The sequence below is a fragment of the Streptomyces sp. NPDC055025 genome (genome assembly GCF_053608565.1).
Genome location: NZ_JBSGVS010000003.1, coordinates 53,482 through 76,756, shown reverse-complemented (window position 1 = coordinate 76,756; position 23,275 = coordinate 53,482). Strand labels below are relative to the sequence as shown.

Below are 23,275 nucleotides of genomic sequence, written 5' to 3'. Positions count from 1 at the left end.
GCGGCGACGGTGGTGTCGGCGGCGACGGTGGTGTCGGGGGGCCCGGCGGCATCGCCGGTAAGGGGGCCTCGGCGCTCATCCCAGTACCAGCCGTTCGGCGAGCTGCCCCAGACGCAGCCGGGCCAGGGCGAGATTGCCGGTGTCACGGTCGAGCCAGAGATACAGGAAGACGCTGCTGTCGAAGGCCGTCTCGACGAAGCTGAGGATGTGATAGCCGGTGCGGCTGGTGACGATCAGGTCCTCGACGGGCGGACCCTTGTCCTGGTCGGCCGAGCCTGTGCCGCCGGCCCTTCCGGATGCTGGTCCCGCGCCCGCGCCCGCGCCCGTTCCCGGTGCTGATGCCGACGCCGGTCGCGGTGCCGTTCCCCCGGCCGCTCCCGGGGTCGGTGCGAACGCGGTGTACTCCGCCGCCGCCCTGGCCAGTTCGGCCGTCTCGGCGGCGGTGGCCTCGTGGTCGCCGCCGGGCGACTCGCCCGCCGTGCCGAGGGCGAGTCCACTGGTCCAGTCGACTATGGCCGCTCCGCGCGCCCCTGGCAGGCTCATGGCCTCCTGAAGGCATGCGTCGATTCCGGGCACGCGGGCTCCCCCTCCCAGCCGGGTGTACGGGTGCACTGCTGTACGGCAGTAACCGTGAGATTACGCAACGTCCGTGCTGGGGGAGGGAGTTCTGGCATTTTCCATCGGAACATGCGGCAAGGTTCGGCCGGTCCGGGCCTGGGCTCAGGCTCTGTCGTCCAGCAGCGCGTCCGCGTACGCGCCGCCCGACTCGGTGACGATCTCCTCGACCGTCTGCGGCGCCCGTACGGTACTGAAGCGCACCTCGTCCGTATCGCCCATCCCGTCCACCCCGCCCGTACCGTCCACCCCGTCGGTCCCGTCCGTACCGGCGCGGGGCCGCACCGTGAAGCCCTGGATGCCCGGTCTGACAAGGCTGTTGTACGCGTAGTGGTTGGTGAAGTAGTACGCGCCGGTGTCCAGCGCGGCGACGAGATCGCCCTGCTCCAGCAGCGGCAGCGGTCTGTTCTCGGCCAGCAGGTCGCCCGCGAAGCAGGCCGGTCCCGCGATGTCCTGGGCCACGTCCGGGCCGCTCTTGGGCCGTCCCCCGGCGTCGTACGCGGCGATGCGCAGCGGCCAGGACACGGGGTTGTAGACCGTGCGCGTGGCGATCTGCGAGCCCGCGTGCGTCACCGCGATGGGACGGCCCCCGGCGGACTTGGCGTACTCGACCCGGGCGAGCACCAGGCCGTGCTTGGCGAGCAGGGAGCGGCCGAACTCGGTCACCAGCCCATAGCTGCCGTCCAGCAGCCCGGGGACGGTGTCCTTGAGCAGCCGGGCGTAGGCCGCGTACGTCGGTGTCTCCTCGTCGGAGGCGAAGTTGACCGGAAGGCCGCCGCCGATGTCGAGAGTGTCGATCTGCCGGCGGCCCGCCGCCGCGTTGATCTCCTCGGCCAGTTCGTGGAGGGCCCGTACGCCCTCGGCCATCAGCTCCAGCGGAAGGCCCTGCGATCCGGAGTGGGTGTGCAGCCGGGTCAGCCAGGGGCGGTCCAGATAGGCCTGGACGACCCAGGCGCGGGCGCCCTCGTCGCGCAGCGCGACCCCGAACTTGGACGTCGCCGTCGCGGTGGACAGCGCGCCGATGGAGCCGGCTCCCGTCTGCGGATTGACCCGTAGCCCGAACGGGGAGGTGGTCCCGCCCGAGCCGACCAGGGCGTCGATACGCGCCAGCTCCTGCGGATTGTCGGCGTTGACGGCGATCCCGAGCGCTATGGCCTCACGCAGTTCGGCGGTGGTCTTCGCGGGGGAGTCGAGGACGGTACGGTCGGCCGGTATCCCGGCCGCGCGGGCGAGCGCCAGCTCACCGGGGCTGGCGACCTCGGCGCCGATGCCCTCCGCGGCCAGCAGGCGCAGTACGGGCACGAGCGCGGTCGCCTTCACGGCGAACGCGTGCAGCACGGCGGTGCCGGGAGCGACGACCTCGTCGAAGGCGGTACGGAGCGCGGCGGCCGAGGACCGGATTCCGGCCACATCGAGCAGCGCGACCACCGGCTCGGCCTCGCTGATCAGCCCCTGTGCCACCGCCGCCCGTACGGCCAGGTCACGGCGGGCCGCAGCGCCGGTGCGGCCGGTGCGCCCTGTCTGTCCGGGCGCGGATCCGCCCGTATGGCGATCCGTACCGTGCCGGCTGCCGTGTCGCGCGCCGTGATCCGCGCTCTGACTGTTGTGCTGAACCGAGGCCATGGACTCCAGCCAATCATCCGGCGGGCGCCCACGCAGCGGTTGACTACAAGTATTCATCAAGCCAGGATGTGAATAGATCGGCCAACAGTCCGTCGGGTCGCGGACTCCCCGAGGGGCGCCGGACCCAGCGAGGACCGGCGACCCGCCGAGGATCGGCGGACCCACCAAGGAGGAGGCAACGCCATGTCGGGACCCCGCCCCGTACGGGCACCGCGCGGTACGGAACTGAGCGCCCTGGGATGGCAGCAGGAAGCCGCCCTCCGCATGCTCCAGAACAATCTGGACCCCGAGGTCGCCGAACACCCGGACAAGCTCGTCGTCTACGGGGGCACCGGCAAGGCCGCCCGCGACTGGCGCTCCTTCGACGCCATGGTCCGGACGCTGCGCACGCTCAAGCAGGACGAGACGATGCTCGTCCAGTCCGGCCGTCCCGTGGGTGTCATGCAGACCCATGAGTGGGCGCCGCGCGTGCTGCTCGCCAACTCCAATCTGGTCGGCGACTGGGCGAACTGGGAGGAGTTCCGGCGGCTGGAGGCCCTCGGGCTCACGATGTACGGGCAGATGACGGCCGGGTCCTGGATCTATATCGGCACCCAGGGCATCCTCCAGGGCACCTACGAGACCTTCGCGGCCGTCGCCGCGAAGCGGTTCGGCGGGACACTGGCCGGGACGATCACCCTCACCGCGGGTCTGGGCGGGATGGGCGGTGCCCAGCCGCTGGCCGTGACCATGAACGACGGCGTCGCGATCTGTATCGACTGCGACCCGCGCGCCATCGACCGCCGGATCGAGCACCGCTATCTCGATGTGCGCGCCGACAGCCTGGAGCACGCCCTCCGGCTGGCGACCGAGGCCCGGGACGCGCGCCGGCCGCTCTCCATCGGCCTGCTGGGCAACGCGGCCGAGCTGCTGCCCCGGATGCTCGCCGAGGGCGCCCCCGTCGACATCGTCACGGACCAGACCTCGGCGCACGACCCGCTGGCGTATCTGCCGCTCGGCGTCGACTTCGACGACATGGCCTCGTACGCGGCAGAGAAGCCCGCTGACTTCACCCTGCGCGCCCGTGAGTCGATGGCGCGGCATGTGGAGGCCATGGTCGGCTTCATGGACGCGGGCGCCGAGGTCTTCGACTACGGCAACTCCATCCGGGGCGAGGCCCAACTCGCCGGATACGACCGTGCCTTCGCCTTCCCGGGCTTCGTACCCGCCTATATCCGGCCACTCTTCTGCGAGGGCAAGGGGCCCTTCCGCTGGGCGGCCCTGTCCGGCGAGGCGTCCGACATCCACAAGACGGACAAGGCGATCCTCGAACTCTTCCCGGAGAACGAGTCGCTGCACCGCTGGATCAGGCTGGCCGGGGAGCGCGTCCGCTTCCAGGGTCTGCCGGCCCGGATCTGCTGGCTCGGCTACGGCGAGCGCGACAAGGCGGGCGAGCGCTTCAACGACATGGTCGCCTCCGGCGAGCTGGCCGCGCCCGTCGTCATCGGCCGCGACCATCTCGACTGCGGCTCGGTCGCCTCCCCGTACCGCGAGACCGAGGCCATGCTCGACGGGTCCGACGCCATCGCCGACTGGCCGCTGCTCAACGCCATGGTCAATGTCGCCTCCGGCGCCTCCTGGGTCTCCCTCCACCACGGCGGCGGTGTCGGTATGGGCCGCTCGATCCACGCCGGCCAGGTCACGGTCGCCGACGGGACGAGGCTCGCGGGCGAGAAGATCCGCAGGGTCCTCACCAACGACCCCGGCATGGGCGTCATCCGGCATGTCGACGCGGGCTACGACATCGCGGAATCGGTCGCCGGGGAACGCGATGTGCGTATCCCCATGCGCGAGGACGAAGCCACCGCCACCGCCACGGCCACCGACGGCGTCCCGGCATGACCCCCCGCGACCCCGACGACACACTCCCCGACCCGGCCGGGGCCGCCCCGGCCGGGCGGGCGTCCGTTCCGGCCGGGGGCGGTACGAGCCCGCCCTCGTTCCAGGAGATGTGGCGCGATCTCGCCCCCCTTGGACGTGATCCCGGCAGCGGCGGCTACCGCCGCTACGCCTGGACCGCCGCCGACACCGACTGCCGCGCGTGGTTCCGCGCGCAGGCCGAGATCCGCGGGCTGGTCCATGAACTCGACCGCAACGGCAACCAGTGGGCCTGGCTGGGCGATCCGCTCGCCGGGGACGCCGTCGTCACCGGCTCGCATCTCGACTCCGTACCCGACGGGGGCGCCTTCGACGGCCCCCTCGGGGTCGTCTCGTCCTTCGCCGCGCTCGATGAACTGCGCCGCAGGGGAGCGCGGTTCACCAGGCCCGTCGCCCTCACCAACTTCGGTGACGAGGAAGGCGCGCGCTTCGGGCTCGCCTGTGTCGGCTCCCGGCTCACCGCGGGCCGGCTCACCGCCGAGCAGGCCCATGAGCTGCGCGACGGCGACGGGGTCCCGCTGCCCCGGGCGATGGAGGCGGCGGGACACGATCCGTCCACCCTCGGGCCCGACCCCGAACGGCTCGCGCGTATCGGCGCGTTCGTGGAACTGCATGTCGAGCAGGGCCGCGCTCTCGATCTCTCCGGCGACCCCGTCGGCATCGCGTCCGCGATCTGGCCCCACGGCCGCTGGCGGTTCGACTTCCACGGTGAGGCCAACCACGCGGGCACCACCCGGCTCGCCGACCGCCGCGACCCGATGCTGACCTACGCCGAGACCGTGCTCGCCGCCCGCCGCGAGGCGGAACTCGCCGGGGCCCTCGCCACCTTCGGCAAGGTCTCCGTCGAGCCCAACGGTGTGAACGCCATCCCCTCCCTCGTCCGTGGCTGGCTGGATTCCCGCGCCGCCGACCAGTCCGTCCTGGACACGGTGGTCGCCGGGATCGAGTCCGCAGCCCGCGCGCACGCGGACCGCGCCGGTATCGAACTGCGGGTCGTACGCGAGTCCTTCACCCCCGTCGTCGAGTTCGAGCACGCCCTGCGGGACGAACTCGGCAAGATCCTCGGACAGCGTCCGGGCGCCCGGTCCGCCGTCCCCGTCCTCGGCACCGGCGCCGGACATGACGCGGGTATTTTGTCCGGCTCCATCCCCACCGCCATGCTGTTCGTACGGAACCCCACCGGTGTCTCGCACTCCCCGGCCGAGTTCGCGGCCGAGGACGACTGCGTGGCCGGGGTCCTGGCACTCGCCGACGTACTGGAAGGACTCGCGTGCACATGACGCAGCCGACAGCGGCAGCACGCCCCGAGCCGCCAGGCCTGGAACCACCACACCCGCGAACGCCACACCCGGAACCGGAACCGCCGCACCCGCGGACGGCACACCGCCCGCAGACGGCCCGCCCGGGGACGGCACCGGCGACGGCGGCGCGTCCCCAGGCAGCGCGTCCCCAGTCGGCGCGTCCGTCGGCGGCGCAGCCGAAGCGGGCCCGGCCGACCGCGGCGCCGGGGAGGACCCGGATCATGACTCCCGCCGAGATCGCGGAGGCCGCCCGGGTCACCGGCGGCGGCACACCGGAGACGCGCACCGCACCGGGCCCCCACCGGGCACCCGACGTCCTGTACTGGCTGGAACACGCCTGGTACGACAATCATGTCGAGCCCGGTGTGACCGTCGGCGCCGCCGCCGGCGACGGCCGGATCACCGACGTGCGCACCGGTGTCCCGGCCCCGCCCGCCGGCGCGACCGTCCTGCGCGGACTGACCCTCCCCGGTCTGGCCAACACCCACTCCCACGCCTTCCACCGCGCCCTGCGCTCCACCGTCCAGGTCGGCTCCGGCACCTTCTGGACCTGGCGCGAGCTCATGTACGGCTTCGCCGCCCGGCTCACCCCGGACTCGTACCACGCGCTCGCCCGCGCCGTGTACGCCGAGATGGCGCTGGCCGGCATCACGGCCGTCGGTGAGTTCCACTATGTCCACCACGCGCCGGACGGCACGCCCTACGCCGACCCGAACGCGATGGGCGAGGCCCTGATCGCGGCAGCCGCCGAGGCCGGGATCCGGATCACGCTCCTCGACACCGCCTATCTCTCCGCCGGTCTCACCAAGCACCGGGGCGGGGCGCCCCTGGAGCGCCATCAGCTCCGCTTCTCCGACGGCACGGCCGACGCCTGGGCCGAGCGGGTCTCCGCGCTCAAGGACAGCGACCACGCCCTGATCGGCGCCGCCATCCACTCCGTACGCGCCGTCCCCGCCGAACAGCTCGCCACCGTCGCCGAATGGGCCGAGGCGCGCCGGGCCCCGCTCCATGTCCATCTCTCCGAACAGACCGCGGAGAACGACGCCTGCCTCGCCGTCCACGGCCGCACCCCCACCCGGCTCCTCGCCGACCACGGTGTCCTGGGCACACGCACCACCGGGGTCCACAACACGCATCTCACCGACGAGGACATCACCCTGCTGGGCTCCAGCCACACCGGCACCTGTATGTGCCCCACCACCGAACGCGATCTGGCCGACGGCATCGGCCCGGCGTCCCGTCTCCAGCGCGCGGGCTCGCCGCTGTCGCTCGGCAGCGACAGCCATGCCGTGATCGACATCCTCGAAGAGGCCCGCGCGATGGAGCTGGACGAACGGCTGCGCTCGCGCCGCCGTGGCCACTGGACGGCCGCGTCCCTCCTGCACGCCGCCACCGCCGGAGGCCACGCGGCGCTCGGCCGGCCGCAGGCGGGCCGGATCGAGGTCGGCGCGCTCGCCGATCTCGTCACGATCGCGCTGGACTCGGTCAGAACAGCGGGCCCACTGACACGACTCGGTGCGGAGACCGCCGTATTCGCCGCCTCCGCGGCGGATGTGCGCCACACCGTCGTGGGCGGCCGTCATCTCGTACGGGACGGGGTCCACGCGCTCGTGCCCGATGTGCCCCAGGCCCTCGCCGAGTCCATCGCGGCCCTGCGCGGCTGACGGCTCCCCCGCCCCTGACATCCCCCGCACGCCGTACAGAGCCCAGGCCGCCCAGGCCCCCCGAGCCGCGCGGACCGAAGCCGCCGGAGGAGAGAATCCCCGCCATGAGCACGACCACCGCCATGACCGCGGCCACGACCACGCCCACGTCCACCGTCATCACCAACATCGCCGGTCTGGTCACCAACGACCCCTCCCTCGGTGACGGAACCCCCATCGGTCTGATCCAGGACGCGGCCGTCGTCATCGACGGCGACCGCATCGCCTGGGTCGGTGAATCAAGCAAAGCACCCGCCACTGACAACGCCGTCGACGCGGACGGCCGGGCCGCCGTCCCCGGCTTCGTGGACTCGCACTCCCATCTCGTCTTCGCGGGTGACCGCACCGAGGAGTTCAACGCCCGGATGTCGGGACGCGCCTACGCCGCGGGCGGCATCCGCACCACCGTCGCCGCCACCCGCGCCGCGACCGACGCCGAACTGGCCGCCAATGCCGCGCGCTATCTCGCCGAGGCACTCCGCCAGGGCACCACCACGCTGGAGACCAAGTCCGGTTACGGGCTGACCGTCGAGCACGAGGCCCGCGCCGTGCGCATCGCCTGCGACCACACCGACGAGGTCACCTATCTCGGCGCGCACATCGTCCCGCCCGAGTACGCCGACGACCCCGCCGCGTATGTCGCCCTCGTCACCGGCGAGATGCTCGACGCCTGCGCTCCGTACGCCCGTTGGATCGATGTCTTCTGCGAACAGGGCGCCTTCGACGGCGACCAGGCCCGCGCGATCCTCACCGCGGGCCTGGCGCGGGGCCTCCAGCCCCGCGTCCACGCCAATCAGCTCTCGTACGGCCCCGGGGTGCTGCTCGCCGTCGAGCTCGACGCCGCCTCCGCCGACCACTGCACCCATCTCACCGACGCCGATGTGGACGCGCTGGCCCACAGCGACACCGTGGCGACCCTCCTTCCCGGCGCGGAGTTCTCCACCCGCGCCGTCTGGCCGGACGCCCGCCGTCTGCTCGACGCGGGCGCCACCGTCGCGCTCTCCACCGACTGCAATCCGGGTTCGTCCTTCACCTCGTCCGTGCCGTTCTGCGTCGCCCTCGCCGTACGCGACATGGGCATGACCCCCGACGAGGCGATCTGGTCGGCCACCGCGGGTGGCGCGGCGGCCCTGCGCCGCCAGGACATCGGTCGTGTCACCCCCGGTGCCCGCGCCGACCTCGTCCTTCTCGACGCCCCGAGCCATGTCCATCTGGCCTACCGCCCGGGAGTCCCCCTGGTCTCCTCCGTGTGGCGTGGCGGTCTGCGTATGTTCTGAGCGGGGCGAAGGACCGGCCGGCGACCGTCCAGGTCCGGTCCGGATCAGCCCTTCAGTACGGCGACCTCGTCCATCCTCGGTCGCAGCCGCTGTACCGCGCGCGTCTTCGCGTACGGCTTCAACCGCCGCCGCATCGTCTCGAAGTGCTCGTCCCCGCGCGCCGAGGACACATGCTCGTAGTCGTCCAGGAACTGCCACCAACTCCCGCACGCGGCTTCGAGATGGCCCAGTTCCAGCTGGCGCTGCGCCAGCACGGCCAGGAAGTGCACCCGGCCCTGGCGCTCGTTCTTCTGCTGTGCCTTCAGGGACTGCTGGAGCGCGGAGATCGAGCCCGGCAGGTCCTTGAACTCGTACAGCACGTGCGACACATGGAAGAGATAGGCGGTCTGGTCGTAGCCGCCGATGGACTCGCGTCTGTTGTCCGCCTTGGTCAGCGCCGTCTCGGTCTCCCGCAGCCGGGTGAAGGCCTGGCGCTTGTCGCCGACCATCGAGGCGGCGTGGGCCTGCTGTCCCGACAGGAACGCCTGGAGGCGCGGCTCCGCCTTCGGTGAGGCCTCGGCGGCCGAGTCGGCGAGTTCCAGGGCCCGTCTGCCGTAGCCGAGATTGGACGCCTGGAGGGACATACCGCGCAGGGTGCGGCAGTAGGTGACATGGTCCTCGGCGGCACCCGCCAGTTCGAGCGCCCTGAGGTAGTAGCGCTGACCGAGCCCGTGCGCGCGCTCGTACATCGCCATCCACCCGGTCAGATAGACCAGATCGGACGCGGCGGCCAGCATGTCGTTGCGTACCCTCTCCGCTGCCTCCGCTTTCAGCCATGGCATCACGGTGTTCACCAGGAACGCGGCGGCCATCGGGCGGGCGTGACCGCCTCCGAGTTCATCGAGGATGTCGGCGATCCGGTCCGTCATCGTCCGTACGGCCTGCACCTGAGGCGCGCCGATCCGGACCGTCCGCTTCCCCGGCGCGGCCGGCGGCGGAGTGGCGGCCTGGGCCAGATCCGGGAACAGGGGCACCACGACGGCGGCCGAAAACAGCCCCGCCGCGATCAGGCCACGACGTGACGGATCCATGTCCGCCCGCCCCATGTCGACGAGTTCCTCAAGGGTGTTGACGCGAGCCGCCGGATCGTCCGGGGCGGCGTGCATGGACGTTTGTGCGGACCCGTGTACGGACCCCTGAACGGACGTACGTGTCGAGGAGAAGCCGGTCGGCGCGACCGTGAGCCCCGCCTCCGAGTGGGTGACCGGGCGGTTGAGCTTCCGCGCGAACGCCTCCAGTATCAGGGGTCTGACCTGCTCTTTCGGCATGGTGCCCGCGACCCAGTGGGAGACGGCGGACTGGTCGTAGCGAAGCTCTAGACCGGCTTCGGCACCCATGCGGTTGATGATCTGCGCGAACTGCGAACGGGACCACTTCGCCTGCTCAAGCAGGCAGGCCAGCCCGGTATTGGGTGTGCGTGAGTTACTCGCCATGCTCTCAACTCCCCCAGTGCGTTCATGGCTTTCATTCTCAGACCTGCTTCCACGGTACTCGTGGAGGCTGATAACGCGGTTTTCTCTTCGTAGACGCCGATCACACGAAGACGGGGGCCAAGGTGACCACAGTGACAGACCACAGAGCCGGCAGCACAGACGAAAACGCGCACACCGAGGCCATGGCCCACGATGCCACCTCCATAGCCTTGGCCTTCGACGCGATCGCCTTCGACGCCGATCGCGCCCTGGCTCCCCATCGTCTGATGCCCCCGCCGCAGGAGATCAGCGATCTCACCGAGCGGCTCATCACCCATGGAGCGCGGCTCGTGGGTCTTGTCGAGAGCGTGCCCGAGGCCCAGCACACGGTGCGGGCGAAGGGCGCGCTCAAGGACTGGTACGACCTGACGGAGAGCGGGCCCGGCGACGGGGCCATGGCCGACTGGGTCCATATGCGGGCCATGGCACGGATGTGCCGCACATTCATGGACTATCTGCGTGAGCGCGAAGGACGAGGCCGCCCATGACCCCCGAAGCGAAGCATCAGACGTGGTTCGTCGTCGCGGTCTGCACCCTGGGGCTCACGATCGCCCTGGCCGTGGGACTGCGGTTATGACGCCCGATGGCGTCTACGACCACCCGAGATGAGTACGGTCCGATGAGTACGTGAGCTGACAACCACAATCGAACATTCGGCGGACTACCCGAGCACCACGGGCAGTTCGCGCACACCGTTGCCCACGAAACTGCGCTGACGGGGCAGTTCCTCTTCCGTGACCGCGATCTTCAGGCCGGGGAAGCGGGTGAACAACTGCCTCAGGGCGATGGTGGTCTCCATCCTCGCCAGCGGAGCCCCCAGGCAGTAGTGGACGCCATGGCCCAGGGAGAGATGACGGGTCATGGCGGAGGACGGGCGGCGGGCGAGATCGAACCGGCCGGCGTCCGGGCCATGGGCCGACGGATCGCGGCCGGCCGCCGAGTAGCCGGCCAGGACGGGAGTGCCCCGGGGAATCAGCGTGCCGTCCACGGTCAGATCACGGGTCGGATAGCGGAACGGGAAATAGCTCACCGGACTGTCCCAGCGCAGGGTCTCCTCCACCGCGTCCGCCCAGTCGGCGCGGCCCTCCAGGAGCAGTTCGAGCTGGTCACGGTGGGCGCAGAGGGCCCGGACGGCGTTGGTGATCAGATTGAGGGTGGTCTCATGTCCCGCGATGATCATCAGCAGCAGTGTGCCGATGAGTTCGGACTCGCTGAGCCGGTCCGATCGGTCCGATCGGTCCGACCGGTCCGACCCGTCCGGCCGGTCGTTGCTCGTGGGCGTACCCGCGCTCGCACCGGTGTCGGTGTGGGCGTCGGCGTCGGTGTCGGCACCGTGATCGGCAGCGGTGCCGTCCTCCGCGCGGACGGCTATCAGCGCACTGGTGAGATCGTCGCCCGGCCGCGCCCTGCGGGAAGCCACCACCGCGCCGAGCACGGCCACCATCTCGCGGTTGGCGGCCATCGCCTCCTCCGGGCCTATGTCCGTGCTCACGAGCTGGGTCGACAGGACATGCAGCCGGTCCCTGAACTCGGCGTCCACACCCAGCAGTTCACTGATGACACTCATGGGGAGCGGCAGCGCGAAGAGGGCACGCAGATCGACGACGCCGTCGCGCCCGGCGTCCGTCCGCGCCGCGTCCGCCGCGTCCGCCAGACCGTCCAGCAGCTCTTCCGTGAGGCGCTCGATGCCCGGCCGCAGCGACTCCACCCGCCGGGCCGTGAACACCTTGCTCACCAGCGACCGCAGCCGCCGGTGGTCCGCTCCGTCCGCCGTCGTCATGCCCCGTACGGTGGCGAAGGTCTTCAACGGCCAGCCGTCCGGAATCCGCCCCTCCCGCAGCGCCGTGAAGTGCTCGGCGCCCTTGGCGACATCCGGGTGGCCGAGGAACTCCCTGAGCGCCTCGTGCCCCAGCACCGCCATGGCCGGCACCTCGCCGGGGAGCACGACCGGGGCCACGGCTCCCCTCATCAGCAGCGTGGCATTGGCGGCATGGGGGCAGCCGCCCGTCGGATCCATCCGGTGCGACGTGAGCAAGGGGACCTCCTCCCGGGCGAGTGCTTCGATCTACGCGTGATGCGATCCTATGAGCGATCGGACCGCTTCGGACAGTAGTTGTTCAGCCTCTGGCGAATGGTCGCCGGGCCCTATCCCGGAACGATTTGGGTCGGTACCGTCCTTTCGGTGGGGTTGGGGACCGGGGGGTCGAAATGAGTGACGTACGCAGTGCCGCGCGCCACCGGGCGCGCATTCGAGTCGCCGAGCCAGGAAGTCTCGACGAGACCGAGATCGACGCGTGGCGGGCCTTGAGGGCCCTGTCCGGCGCGCCCGCCAGTCCCTTCATGGAGCCGGAGTTCACCCGCGCCGTCGGCCGCGTCCGGCCCACCGCCCGGGTGGCGGTGGTGCGGCAGCATCCGGACGGGGACGGCGCGGGGGGCGTGTCCGGTTCCGGCGGTCCGCGCGCCGGCGAGCCCGTCGGTTTCTTTCCGTACGAGACAGGGCCGTTGGGGCACGGCAGGGCCATCGGTCTCGGTGTGTCCGATGTGCAGGGAGCCGTGTTCCGCGACGGCCTGCGGCTGTCGGCGCCCGATCTGCTGAAGGCCTGCTCGCTCTCCGCCTGGGAGTTCGACAATCTGGAGGCGGGACAGGAGCTGTTCGCCCCCGCCACGGCCGAGGAGTTCGAGTCCCCGGTCATCGATGTCCGTGAGGGATACGAGGCGTACGAGACGGAGCTGCGCGCGCGGTCGCCGAAGTTCCTCAGGACGACGAGCGCGAAGGAGCGCAGGCTCGGCCGCCAGGCGGGCGAGGTCCGCTTCGTGTTCGACGAGCGCGATCCGGCGGCGCTGCGCCGGCTCATGGAGTGGAAGTCCGCGCAGTACCGCAGGACGGGCCGCCGTGACCGTTTCGCCAAGGAGTGGATCAGCGCGCTCGTACGGCAGCTGGCCGAGACACGCGCGCCGGGCTGCTCCGGTGTGCTCTCCGTGCTCTATGTCGCGGACAGGCCGGTCGCCGCGCACTTCGGGCTGCGTTCGCGCACGGTCCTGGCCTGCTGGTTCCCGGCGTACGACCCCGTGTTCGCCAAGTACTCCCCGGGGCTGATTCTGCATCTGCGGATGGCCGAGGCCGCCGCCGGGGCGGGGATCGAGGTGCTCGATCTGGGGCGCGGGGCCGCCGAGTACAAGGACGCGCTCAAGACCGGCGGAGTGCGGGTGTACGAGGGCTCCGTGGCGCGGCCGGGGGCGCGGGCGGCTCTGCACTGGCTCAGCCGGGAGCCGTCCCGCAGGGCGCACAGCTTTGTGAGGAGCCGGCCGAAGCTGGCCGGATACGCGCAGCGGACGCTGAACCGGGTGGGCCGGCTGCGGGAGAAGTGACGGCGGGGGCCGTATCACCAACGGGGGAGCCGATGACCAGCAAGCCCAGCACACCCAGCACATCGACGTCCGCTTCGACATCCGCGTCGACGCCCGCATCCGTGTCCGCGTCGACGGCGACGGCGACGTCGTATGCGGCCGACGGACCGCCGCCGGGGTTACGGGAGTTACCGCCCATCGCCGTGGCCGAACTGGACCTCGATCCCGACGGCCCGGACGGCCCGGTGCTGTCCTTCGGCCCGGCGCTCGGCGGCCCGCCTCCGGGCGCCGGGGACATCTTCGCGCTCGTCCGGCTCCGGGGCCGGCCCATCGCCACCGTGCTCGGCCATGTCGGGGCGGACGAGGATCCGGCGGAGGTCCTCACGGCCGTCTTCCACGCACGGAAGGGTCCGTACGGTCCGCCCGCGCCCGCGAAGCCGACGCCCGTAGAGCCGACGCCCGCGAAGCCGACACGCGCGGCCCCGCCGCCTGCGGAGCCCGTAGTCGAAGCGCCCATACCCGAAGCGCCCGTACCGCCCGCGCCGTCCGTGACCGCGGGCGCCGCGCCTCCCCGTACCACCGTCGTCGTGGCCACCCGCGAGCGCGCCGGACAGCTCGCCCGTGCCCTCGACTCGCTCCTCGCGCAGGACCACCCGGACTTCCGTGTCCTCGTCGTGGACAACGCGCCCGTCACGACCGCCACCCGCGATCTCGTCGAGTCCCGCTACGCCGGCCGCGTCGACTACGTCCAGGAGCCGCGCCCCGGTCTGGCCGTCGCGCACAACAGCGGTGTCGCCGCCGCCGACGGCACGGTCATCGCCTTCACCGACGACGACGTGATCGCCGATCCGCACTGGCTCACCGCGCTCACCGCGCCCTTCGCGGCCGATCCCGGCCTGGGGTGTGTCACCGGACTGATCCTTCCCGCGCGGCTGACCACCTCCGCGCAGATCCTGCTGGAGAGCCACGGCGGCTTCGCCAAGGGCTTCGAGCCCCGGCTGTACGACCCGGCGAGCCCGCCCGCAGACGAGCCGCTCTTCCCGTTCACCGCGGGCAGCTTCGGCTCCGGCGCCAATATGGCCTTCCGCGCCGAGGCACTGCGGGCCGTGGGCGGCTTCGATCCCGCCACCGGCACCGGCACCCCCGCCAGGGGCGGCGACGACCTCTACGCCTTCGTACGGATCCTGGCCGAGGGGCACCGGCTGCGCTACGCGCCCGAGGCGCTCGTCTGGCACCACCACCGCGAGACCTGGCAGGACCTGCGGAACCAGGCGTACGGCTACGGCGCGGGCCTGACCGCCTATCTCACCGCGATCCTGGTCAGACACCCGGCGCTGCTGCCCGCGCTGCTCGCCAGGCTGCCGCGCGGTCTCGCCCACGCCCGCGCCATCACGGCGCACCGCCCGGACCCGGCGGGGGATCCGGCGCCCGGGACCCATGGCGCGCGGGCCCATCCCTGGCCGCGCGACCTCTCCCGGCTGGAGCGCCGGGGAATGCTGTACGGACCGCTCGGCTATCTGAGGGCGCGGGTACGGGTACGCCGTCAGGCGGGCGGCCGTACACAGCCACGCGGCGCGGCTCGGGTACGCCGTGGGACACGCGGGGGGCGGTCATGAGCGACGGCCCGCCCGCACCCATCCCGGTCCTCCTGTATCACGCGGTGATGGACGACCCGCCCGCCTGGATCGCCGAATTCACCGTCACCCCACGGGACTTCGCCACCCACCTGGACGCCGTCCTGGCCAGCGGCCGTACCCCCGTCACGATCGGCGCCCTGACCGGCCAAGCGGCGACGACGGGCGGCGGGCCCCTGCCGTTCCGGCCCGTCGTGCTCACCTTCGACGACGGATTCGCCGATCTGCCGGGCCCCACGGCCGAGGCGCTCGCCGTCCGGTCCCTGCCCGCCACCGCGTATCTGACCACCGGGGCGATCACCCCGGGCCTGACCAGCCTGCTGCCGCCCGCGCCGATGATGACGCTGGCCCAGGCGCCCGCGCTGGAGCGGTACGGGATGGAGGTGGGCGCCCACACCGTCACCCATCCCCCGCTCGACACCCTCCGCCCCGCCGATCTCCACCGTGAACTGCGCGACGCGAAGGGCGCGTTGGAGGACACACTCGGCCATGAGGTCGCGCATCTCGCCTATCCGCACGGCTACAACAGCCGCGCGGTGCGCCGGGCCGCCGAGCGCGCCGGATACGCCTCGGCCGTCGCCGTGCGCCACGCGCACAGCTCGGAGCGGGACGAGACATACCGCGTCTCCCGGCTCATCGTGCGCCGTACGCACACCGCGGCGGACGTGGCGTCCTGGATGGCGGGCGGGGCGGCGGACGGCGAGCGGGCCAGGACCGCACCCTTCCCGGACTCCCCGCGCACGCTGGGGTGGCGGCTGTACCGCCGCGCGCGGGCCCGGATACGTGGGCCCGAGTTCGCCGGATAGAACCGAAACAAACGCGTGGAGAATTCCTATACTTCGCTTCAGGGACAGCGGCGTGACGGCCGCGACCACATCTGTGGGGGGAGTCGCACTGTGCAGCAGCCTGTGCCCGCGCCGGTCGAGGGGAGCGGCGAGCCCCCGCCCGAGCCCGCCCCTGTACCGGACGCTCCCGTGCCGGAGGCCTCCGTATCGGACGCTCCCGTGCCGGACGCTCCAGTGCCGGAGACCTCCGTCCCGGACGCCCCTGTGCCGGACGCCCCCGTATCGGCCGTCACGGCGGCGAACGTTCCGGCGGTGGAGCCCCTCGCCGTGGGCCGTCGCGGCTCCGGTCCCGCGAGAGCCCTGTTCCGTCCCCAACCGCTCCTGACCTGGCTGCCGTTGGTGGTCTCGGTGGCACTGTGGAGCTGGTCGTTACCCCGGATCGACTTCCACGGCATGGGGGACTTCGGGCTCCTCGACCGGTTCCCGATCGCCTTCTACGCCGCGCTGGTGGTGCTCTCGGCCGGCTTCCTGGCCAGTCTGCGCCGCGCGGCCACCGCTCCCTGGTGGCCGTTGGCCTACTGCGTCACCCTGCTCCTGGCACTCAAGGCGCCGCCCGCCCTGCTCTACGACTCGGTCCGCTACGCCTGGGCGTCCAAGCACGACGCCGTGATCGCCCGGCTGCTGGCCGAGGGGACCGTACACCCCACCGTCGAACTCTCCGGCGGGATGTCCGCGTACGACCAGTGGCCCGGCTTCTTCTCGCTCAACGCCGCGCTCGTCCGCGCCTTCGGGGTGGAGGGCGCGGCGGTGTACACCAACTGGGCACCGGTCGCGTTCGGGCTGCTGACGATGCCGGTCCTGATACTGGTCTACCGCACGTTCAGCGACGACCGGCGCCTGGTGTGGACGGCGGTCTGGATCTTCCAGCTCGCCAACTGGGTCGGACAGGACTATCTCTCCCCCCAGGGCTTCGCCTATCTGCTCTTCCTGACCATTTTCGCCGTGGTGGTACGGCACTTCGTACGCCCGGGGTCCGCCGGCCGGCTGCGCGACCGGTCGGATCTCGACCCGGCCGCTGCCTCCGTCCCACCGCCCACCGGTCTTCGGCAACGGGCGGTCGGTGTGGCGCTCCTCGCCCCACTCGTCGCGGCGGTCAACGCCTCGCACCAGCTCACCCCGGTCATGCTCGGCATGACCCTGACGGCCCTCTGCCTCACCCGGCGCTACCGCAATATCGGGCTGCTCGCGGTCACCGGCGTCATCATGCTCGTCTGGGATCTGACGATGGGCCGGGTGCTGTTCCTGGACACGCTCGGCACGCTGCGCGACACGGCGGGCGACCTGCTGAGCAACTCCCGTGCGGGGTTCGCCGGTGAACCGACCGGCCCCGGGCCCGAACTGGTCGGCGATGCCAACATCATGATGGTGGCCGTGCTCGGCGTTCTGGCCGGTACGGCGGTGCTGCTGCGGCGCGCGCTGACCCGGAGCGCCCTGCCCCTGCTGCTGGCCGCCGCCGCGCCCGTACCGCTCTTCGCCGTCAACGACTACGGCGGCGAGATGCTCTTCCGCGTCTATCTGTTCGGGCTGCCCGGCACGGCGTTCTTCGCCGCGGCGGCCCTGGTGCCCACCGTCGCGGGGACCGGCAGGGCGCGGCGGTTGGCCCGCGGGACCGGCGCGGTGGCGCTGCCCGTGGCGCTGATCGCCCTGCTGGCGGGCTTCCTGCCGTCGTACTACGGCAAGGAGGCGATGCAGTACGCGCCTCCCGCGGAGACCGCGCTGGTCAGACGGGCGTACGACCGGGCCCCGGAGGGTGCGCTGATCCTGGCCACCACCGGGTCCTTCCCCGGTGCCTACTACCGCTACGACCGGTACGAGCGCTGGTTCTTCACCGAGCAGGAAGTGCCGGAGAACCTGAAGATGCTCCGGGATCCGGTCGGCTATCTCGACGCGGGCATCCCGGAGGGGCGTCCCGCCTTTGTGATCCTCACCCGGACCCAGGAGAGGGCCACGACCGGCGAGGGATATCTGCCGTACGGCGGCTTCGCCCGGATGAGCGAGGCGCTGAAGGCCTCCCCGCTGTTCCGGGTCGTGGAGGAGAACGAGCACGGGCTTGTGCTGGAGCACATACCGGATCCCACCGCCACCAGCACGGTCACGGCGGACCGATGACGCATGAGGAGGAGGCAGCCGCCGTGACGGACATCGAGAAGCCGGCCGACTCGCGGGCACCGGGACCGCTCCTGGCGCGGCCATGGCTGAGAGCCGCCCTCGCCCTCTCCGGTTGGGTGGCGCTCGCCGTCACCGCACTGCCCGGCGGCTCCCCCCTGCGCTGGCTCCCCGTCCTGCTCTTCGTCGCCTTCGGCCCCGGATGCGCGCTGCTCCTGCCCCGGCCCCCGGCCGAGTACACCCGGCCCGGCGGCGCCCTGCTGGAGACGGTGGCACTCGCCGCGCCCCTGAGTCTGTCCCTCGCCACGCTCACCGCGACCGCGCTCTTTCTGCTGGAGAGCTACTCGGTCACGTTCTTCCTGGCCCCGCTCGCCGCCTTCTGCACGGTGGTGGCGCCCCTGCCCGCCGTACCGCTGCCCGCCGCGACCCGGGAGGCCGCGGCTCTACGGACCACCGAGCGACTCAAACCGGGCCCTTGGAGGGGCCGGTGACCGGTACACCGGCACGGCACCGGGGCGAGGGCGGGCGCCGTGCGGAGAGCGCGCACCGGGCCGAGGGCGGGCGCCGGGCGCAGAGCTGGCGCCGGGGCGAGGGCGGGCGCCGGTCCACCCATGTCGCGCTGATCCTGGCCGCCGCCGGGGCGCTGCTCGTCGCTCTCGGGATCGGCGCCACCGGACCGGGGGACCCGGCGCGGGACGCACGGTGCGCGGCGGGCCCCGCGCTGGAGCCGCCCTGCGGGGCCTGGTGGGGCGCGTATGTGCCGTACGCGGAGAACGGTTCGCTCAAGGACGCGGTGTACGGCTTCGAGAAGAAGATCGGACGCAAGCTGGATCTCGTCTACAACTACCACGACATGTCCAACACCCCCAGGGACGGAGTGCTGCTCACCCCCGACGAACGGGAGCTGGGCCGGGACCGGATGCTGATGCTGGCCTGGGAGTCCACCGTATGGACCGAGCCGCACCACGAGAACTGGACCGAGACCCAGCTCGGCTGGCGCAATGTCGCCGCCGGGAAGTTCGACGAGGAGATCATCGATCCGCAGGCCCGCCGTCTCAAGGCGTACGGCAAGCGCGTCTTCTTCTCCTTCGACCAGGAGACCGACTTCCGCACCCCGGACGCGGGCACGCCCGAGGAGTTCATCGCCGCCTACCGCCATATCCACGACCGGTTCGAGAAGCTCGGTGTGGACAACGTGGTGTGGGTGTGGACGGTCTCCGGCTATCTGGGCAACGCCGAGCTGATGAAGTCGCTCTATCCGGGCGACGAGTACGTGGACTGGATCGGTATGGACCAGTACAACTACTTCGCCTGTCACGACTCCACGAACTGGCTGGACTTCGAGCGCAGCCAGCGGCCGTCCTACGAGTGGCTGCGCGCGCAGGTGTCCGACCGGAAGCCGATCATGCTCGCCGAGTTCAGCACGGCGCCCGATCCCGCCCGTCCCGGCCGGCAGCGCGGCTGGTACGAGAAGATCCCGGAAGTCGTGCCGGACCTCCCGGGCGTACGGGCGCTGGTGCACTGGAACCGTCCCGTACCGGGCCGGCACTGCGATCTCACCGTCGACAAGGGCCCGGCGCTGGAGGGTTACCGGGAAGCGGGCAGTGACCCGTACTTCCAGCAGCCCGTCCCCTCACGGTGACGATCATGGCGCCGGTGACGATCACGTGACGGTGACGGTCATGGTGATGGTGACGGCGTACGGGTGCGGGTGCGGGTGCGGGGGCGTACGGCCAGGGCCGACGCCGTCACCGCGCACAGTCCCGCCGTCACGGGCAGCGCCACCGTCGCGAACGGGTGCTGCGCCGCCCAGCCCGCCACGGCGAGCACCCACACCGCGCCCGCCGTGATCCGTCCGTCCGTGCCGAGCGCCCACAGGGTGACGGCGGCCAGCCCCAGACAGAGCAGTTGCAGGGCGATGGGCAGGGCCCGCAGCGCCGCGTCGGGAAGGTCCGCGACGAGCGCGTGCCAGGGACCTGACGCCCGGTCGGGCGGCACGCCCAGCAGCGGGGGCGCCGAGTGCAGCGCGGCGAAGGTGATCAGCGGTGCCAGTGTGAGCAGCACCCGCCCCGGCCGGTCGAGCGAGACGGCGGCGCACTGGACGACGATCAGCAGGATGCCCGCGATCAGGGTGAACGGCGGCAGCACATCGAGAAGCCGGCCGCCGGTGAGCTGATCACGGCCGATGTCCTCGGCCCGTGCGAGCGGAGACCAGAACAGTCCGCACGCGATCCCCAGCAGCAGCCACAGCAGACTGACCGTCCGGCTCTCGTCCGCCGGCACGGGCGCAGACGCGGACACGGGCACGGGCACGGACACGGGGAGGCCGAAGGCCGGGGTCGCGGTGTCGTGCACACCGTGCGGATACGCCGCGCGCTCCGCCCAGGTGGTGCCGTACTCCGCCTGCTCCCGTGACGCCTCCTCGGCCGTGTCCCGGCGGCGCCCGGCGGCCCTGCGGGCCCACTCGGTGCCGTAATCGTCCCTGCCCGCTGCCCGCCCCGCCGTCCCCTGTCCCGGCGCCTGTCCCCGACCTGGTCCCCGCCTCCGACGCCAGCCCCGATCCCAGCCCCGCCCCCGCCCGTGCCCCGTACGGTGACCGTCCCGCAGCGCCGCCCGCAGCCCCGGCGCCGCCACCAGCGCGACCAGCGTCATGGACAGCAGCATCGCCAGCCCCGCGCCCGAGATCCCCGCGGGGCCCAGCAGGAACAGCGCGCTGCCGAGTACGAGTACGCACATGACGCCCTGGAGGGCGGCGAGCATGCCCGTACGGCCCTGGACCCGCAGCACCCCGATGTACAGCTCCACGACGACCCGCGGCAGCGCGGCGGCGGCCAGCAGCCGCAGCACGGTCGTGCCGTGGCGCGCGTAGTCGTCCCCGAAGGGCGCGAGGACCTGCGGCGCGAACAGCACCAGCACCAGCACCACGGGCACCAGCAGGAACGTCATCCGGCGCAGCGCCCCGCGTACGCCCTCGGCGAGCCGGTCCGGACTGTGCGAGGCGTGCGCGGTGAGCGAGGAGGCCATGTTGATGGCCATGAACTCCATCGTGCCGCCCACGGTGTAGGCCGTGTAGAAGAAGGCGTTGTGGGCGGCGTCGAAGCGGACCGCGACCATCACCGGCAGCAGATTGATCATCGCCAGGCTGAACAGCGCCCCGACCGAGTCACCCGCCAGGAACCGCCCGATGTCGGCGGGCCGCGGCGGCTCCCGGTCCCGGTCGGCCGCCGCCTGCCGGGGGATGAGCCTGCGGAAGACCAGCCAGCCGAGCGGCAGCACGGAGAGGGCGATGGCCGCCGCCCAGGAGACGAAGACCCCGAGAACGGGCAGCGCGCCGGCGAACACGATGAGCAGCAGCAGTTTGCCGATGGAGAAGACGGCGTTGCCGACGGGCACCCAGAAGGCCTTGCGCAGCCCGGTCAGCACACCGTCCTGGAGGGTCAGCAGCGCCCAGGCGACACAGGACGCGGTGAAGACGAGGCCCGCCGTGACACCGTCGAGCGGCGCGTAGGACGGACCCCACAGATCGAGGGTCAGCAGAAACATCACGCAGGCGACGCACACGACCAGTGAGCTGATGGTGTAGACGCGCCACACCAGGGGCCCGGTGGCCCGGCCGGCCCGGGGGACATAGCGCACCACCGCGCCGATCATGGTGGTGGCGGTGATCGAGGCCAGCAGCCGCATGGCGGCGATGGCGGCCGAGCCCTGTCCTACCGCCTCCTCCGTGTAGTGGCGGGCGGCGACCAGCCAGAATCCGAGGCCCAGGGCGGCGGAGACACCGGTGGAGAGCATCAGGGCATAGGCGTTGCGGAACATCGAGTCGCCGCCGTCGGCGGAGTCGGTCCGTGGCCGGGGAGACCCCGGGGAGCCGTGTGCGGGGTCCGCCGGATCGGCGGCCGGCTTCCCCAACCGGGTGGTGTCAGCCACCGCCGCCGAACCCCTCGCCGCCGAGCCCTCCTCGTTCCAGACGCCGTTCCGCCACCCGTTCCTCCACCCGTTCCCCGGGCCGTACGTCCGGCCGTACGTCCGGCCATGGGTCCGGGCGCTCCGCCGGGCGGGCGCCCAGCGCGGTGAGAACGGAGATCACCCGGTCCGCCCGGCGCGGGTCGACCGGCAGGGCGTGCCGCGCGAACCAGGCGGCCGGTCCCGGGGAGGGCGAGGGATCGGTGAAGGCGTCGCCCGCGTAGACGTCCAGCGGCGGATCGTAGAGATACCCGGTGGTGACACGGTGCCGGGCGAGGGCGGCGACGGCCGCGTCCCGGTCCTCGACCAGCAACGGCACCCGGAACAGCGGCTGTACGGGTAAGAGCCCGCCGCCGCCAACTCCGCCGCCCGGTCCGCCGCCCCCAACTCCGCCGCCCTGTCCGCCGGGACCGCCCGGACCGACCCCGCCGACCGGGCCGCCCCGCGGGCTCCCCCACGGGGTGGCCAGCAGCTTCTCCGTACCCCGCCGATGGGCGTCGAGCCGTGCGTCGAGGCCGCTGAGCAGCCGTTCCGTACGTCCGAGCCGTATCCGGCCGGGCCGGAGGCGGTAGTCGTGCAGATCCACCCGGATCCAGGGGTGAAGGGCCGTGAGACCGGCCCCGCCGTCGATCGCCCGCCTCAGTTCGCCGGGCCGCAGCGGCATCCGGATCTCCGCCCGCTCCTCCTGTCCGAGCAGCCTCAGCGCGGCCCGCGCCGCCCGTACCAGCCGCAGTCCGCGGACCCCGGCCTCGGCGTACGGGCGCAGCGCGTAGGTGAGTTCGGAGAGGAGACGCGACGGCTCCAGCAGCGCGTCCCGGGCCGCGGTCAGGTCCGGACGCGACGCCGGATCCGCCACCGTGAGGAACCCGCCGGTCTTGGCCCCGACATGCTTGGAGAGACTGAACACGGACGCGTCACCGAAGCTCCCGACCGGTCGTCCCGCCACCTCGCCGCCCAGCGCGTGCGCGGCGTCCTCGATCAGCGGAATGCCCGACGCGTCGCACCGGGCGCGCAGTTCGGGCGCCGGGTCGGGGTTCCCGTACAGATTGGTGGTCAGTACGGCGGACAGTCCGCGCCAGTACGCGTCGGGCACGGCCGACAGGTCGAGAGACCCGTCCCGCGCGTTCAACGGCGCCTGTACGGGACGCAGTCCGGCCGCGAGCACCACGAAGAAGATCACGTCGTCGTTGACCGGCGACATGAGGACCCGTCCACCGGGCGGGCACCAGTGGCGCAGCGCCACATACAACCCGAGACGGCATGACGGCATATACACACATTCCCTGCCCAGGCGTTGACGCATCAGTGTCTCCAGCGCCGCATACGCCGTACCGGCGTCGTCGTCCACCGGGCGCACCGGGCGCACCGAGTGCTCCGCCGGGCGGCCCTCCCCACGAGCCATTCCGTTCCCCCCTGCCCCCGGCTCAATGTG

General features: G+C 72.2%; 17 protein-coding genes. 11 read left to right on the top strand and 6 right to left on the bottom strand.

The window, feature by feature from the left end; genetic code table 11:
* Window positions 1-75: 75 nt before the first annotated feature.
* Together ACWGDX_RS02775 and ACWGDX_RS02770 are read right to left on the bottom strand one after the other, a co-directional pair.
* Window positions 76-576, bottom strand: coding sequence for a hypothetical protein (locus tag ACWGDX_RS02775; protein ID WP_453621531.1), 501 nt, complete (start codon window positions 574-576; stop codon window positions 76-78).
* A gap of 144 nt (window positions 577-720) precedes the next feature.
* Window positions 721-2,238 (bottom strand): diaminopimelate decarboxylase, encoded by a 1,518-nt coding sequence (locus ACWGDX_RS02770; protein ID WP_453621529.1) that lies wholly within the window; start codon window positions 2,236-2,238, stop codon window positions 721-723.
* A 183-nt stretch (window positions 2,239-2,421) separates the two neighbouring features.
* On the opposite strand from ACWGDX_RS02770, the gene hutU reads away from it, so the two are divergent.
* The 4 genes from hutU to hutI all read left to right on the top strand — a co-directional run bounded on the left by hutU (window position 2,422) and on the right by hutI (window position 8,436).
* The gene (gene hutU / locus ACWGDX_RS02765) at window positions 2,422-4,119 is read left to right on the top strand and encodes a urocanate hydratase (protein ID WP_453621527.1); all 1,698 of its coding nucleotides are present in this window, start codon (window positions 2,422-2,424) and stop codon (window positions 4,117-4,119) included.
* Between the two features lie 107 nt (window positions 4,120-4,226).
* Window positions 4,227-5,435: an allantoate amidohydrolase gene (locus ACWGDX_RS02760; protein ID WP_453621832.1), complete on the top strand. Its 1,209-nt coding sequence runs from the start codon at window positions 4,227-4,229 to the stop codon at window positions 5,433-5,435.
* A gap of 242 nt (window positions 5,436-5,677) precedes the next feature.
* Window positions 5,678-7,120, top strand: coding sequence for a formimidoylglutamate deiminase (locus tag ACWGDX_RS02755; RefSeq protein WP_453621525.1), 1,443 nt, complete (start codon window positions 5,678-5,680; stop codon window positions 7,118-7,120).
* 104 nt (window positions 7,121-7,224) lie between these two features.
* A complete protein-coding gene (gene hutI / locus ACWGDX_RS02750; RefSeq protein WP_453621523.1) occupies window positions 7,225-8,436 on the top strand; it encodes an imidazolonepropionase in 1,212 nt (403 codons plus the stop codon).
* A 44-nt stretch (window positions 8,437-8,480) separates the two neighbouring features.
* On the opposite strand, the gene ACWGDX_RS02745 is transcribed toward hutI, so the two are convergent.
* Window positions 8,481-9,908, bottom strand: coding sequence for a hypothetical protein (locus ACWGDX_RS02745; protein ID WP_453621521.1), 1,428 nt, complete (start codon window positions 9,906-9,908; stop codon window positions 8,481-8,483).
* A 131-nt stretch (window positions 9,909-10,039) separates the two neighbouring features.
* On the opposite strand from ACWGDX_RS02745, the gene ACWGDX_RS02740 reads away from it, so the two are divergent.
* Complete coding sequence (locus ACWGDX_RS02740) at window positions 10,040-10,435, top strand: DUF6415 family natural product biosynthesis protein (RefSeq protein ID WP_453621519.1); 396 nt, start codon at window positions 10,040-10,042, stop codon at window positions 10,433-10,435.
* A gap of 173 nt (window positions 10,436-10,608) precedes the next feature.
* On the opposite strand, the gene ACWGDX_RS02735 is transcribed toward ACWGDX_RS02740, so the two are convergent.
* Window positions 10,609-11,964, bottom strand: a complete 1,356-nt coding sequence (locus ACWGDX_RS02735; RefSeq protein ID WP_453621830.1) for a cytochrome P450 family protein — start codon at window positions 11,962-11,964, stop codon at window positions 10,609-10,611.
* 191 nt (window positions 11,965-12,155) lie between these two features.
* Here ACWGDX_RS02735 and ACWGDX_RS02730 point away from each other — a divergent pair, with 191 nt between their 5' ends.
* From ACWGDX_RS02730 to ACWGDX_RS02705, 6 genes are all read left to right on the top strand, one after another.
* The gene (locus ACWGDX_RS02730; protein WP_453621517.1) at window positions 12,156-13,316 is read left to right on the top strand and encodes a GNAT family N-acetyltransferase; all 1,161 of its coding nucleotides are present in this window, start codon (window positions 12,156-12,158) and stop codon (window positions 13,314-13,316) included.
* A gap of 176 nt (window positions 13,317-13,492) precedes the next feature.
* On the top strand, window positions 13,493-14,911 hold the full coding sequence (locus ACWGDX_RS02725; RefSeq protein ID WP_453621828.1) for a glycosyltransferase: 1,419 nt from the start codon (window positions 13,493-13,495) through the stop codon (window positions 14,909-14,911).
* Window positions 14,908-15,735 (top strand): polysaccharide deacetylase family protein, encoded by an 828-nt coding sequence (locus ACWGDX_RS02720; protein ID WP_453621515.1) that lies wholly within the window; start codon window positions 14,908-14,910, stop codon window positions 15,733-15,735. Before ACWGDX_RS02725 ends, ACWGDX_RS02720 begins: the two co-directional genes overlap by 4 nt.
* A 90-nt stretch (window positions 15,736-15,825) precedes the next feature.
* Complete coding sequence (locus ACWGDX_RS02715; RefSeq protein WP_453621513.1) at window positions 15,826-17,883, top strand: hypothetical protein; 2,058 nt, start codon at window positions 15,826-15,828, stop codon at window positions 17,881-17,883.
* The gene (locus ACWGDX_RS02710) at window positions 17,880-18,371 is read left to right on the top strand and encodes a hypothetical protein (RefSeq protein WP_453621511.1); all 492 of its coding nucleotides are present in this window, start codon (window positions 17,880-17,882) and stop codon (window positions 18,369-18,371) included. The genes ACWGDX_RS02715 and ACWGDX_RS02710 overlap by 4 nt, the downstream gene beginning before the upstream one ends.
* Window positions 18,372-18,499: 128 nt before the next feature.
* On the top strand, window positions 18,500-19,522 hold the full coding sequence (locus ACWGDX_RS02705) for a glycoside hydrolase family 26 protein (protein WP_453621826.1): 1,023 nt from the start codon (window positions 18,500-18,502) through the stop codon (window positions 19,520-19,522).
* Between the two features lie 38 nt (window positions 19,523-19,560).
* Here ACWGDX_RS02705 and ACWGDX_RS02700 read toward each other — a convergent pair whose 3' ends face one another.
* Entirely contained in the window at window positions 19,561-21,807 is a 2,247-nt protein-coding gene (locus ACWGDX_RS02700) for a lipopolysaccharide biosynthesis protein (RefSeq protein ID WP_453621509.1), read from the bottom strand.
* Window positions 21,800-23,146: a DegT/DnrJ/EryC1/StrS family aminotransferase gene (locus ACWGDX_RS02695; RefSeq protein ID WP_453621824.1), complete on the bottom strand. Its 1,347-nt coding sequence runs from the start codon at window positions 23,144-23,146 to the stop codon at window positions 21,800-21,802. Before ACWGDX_RS02695 ends, ACWGDX_RS02700 begins: the two co-directional genes overlap by 8 nt.
* Window positions 23,147-23,275: the final 129 nt, after the last annotated feature.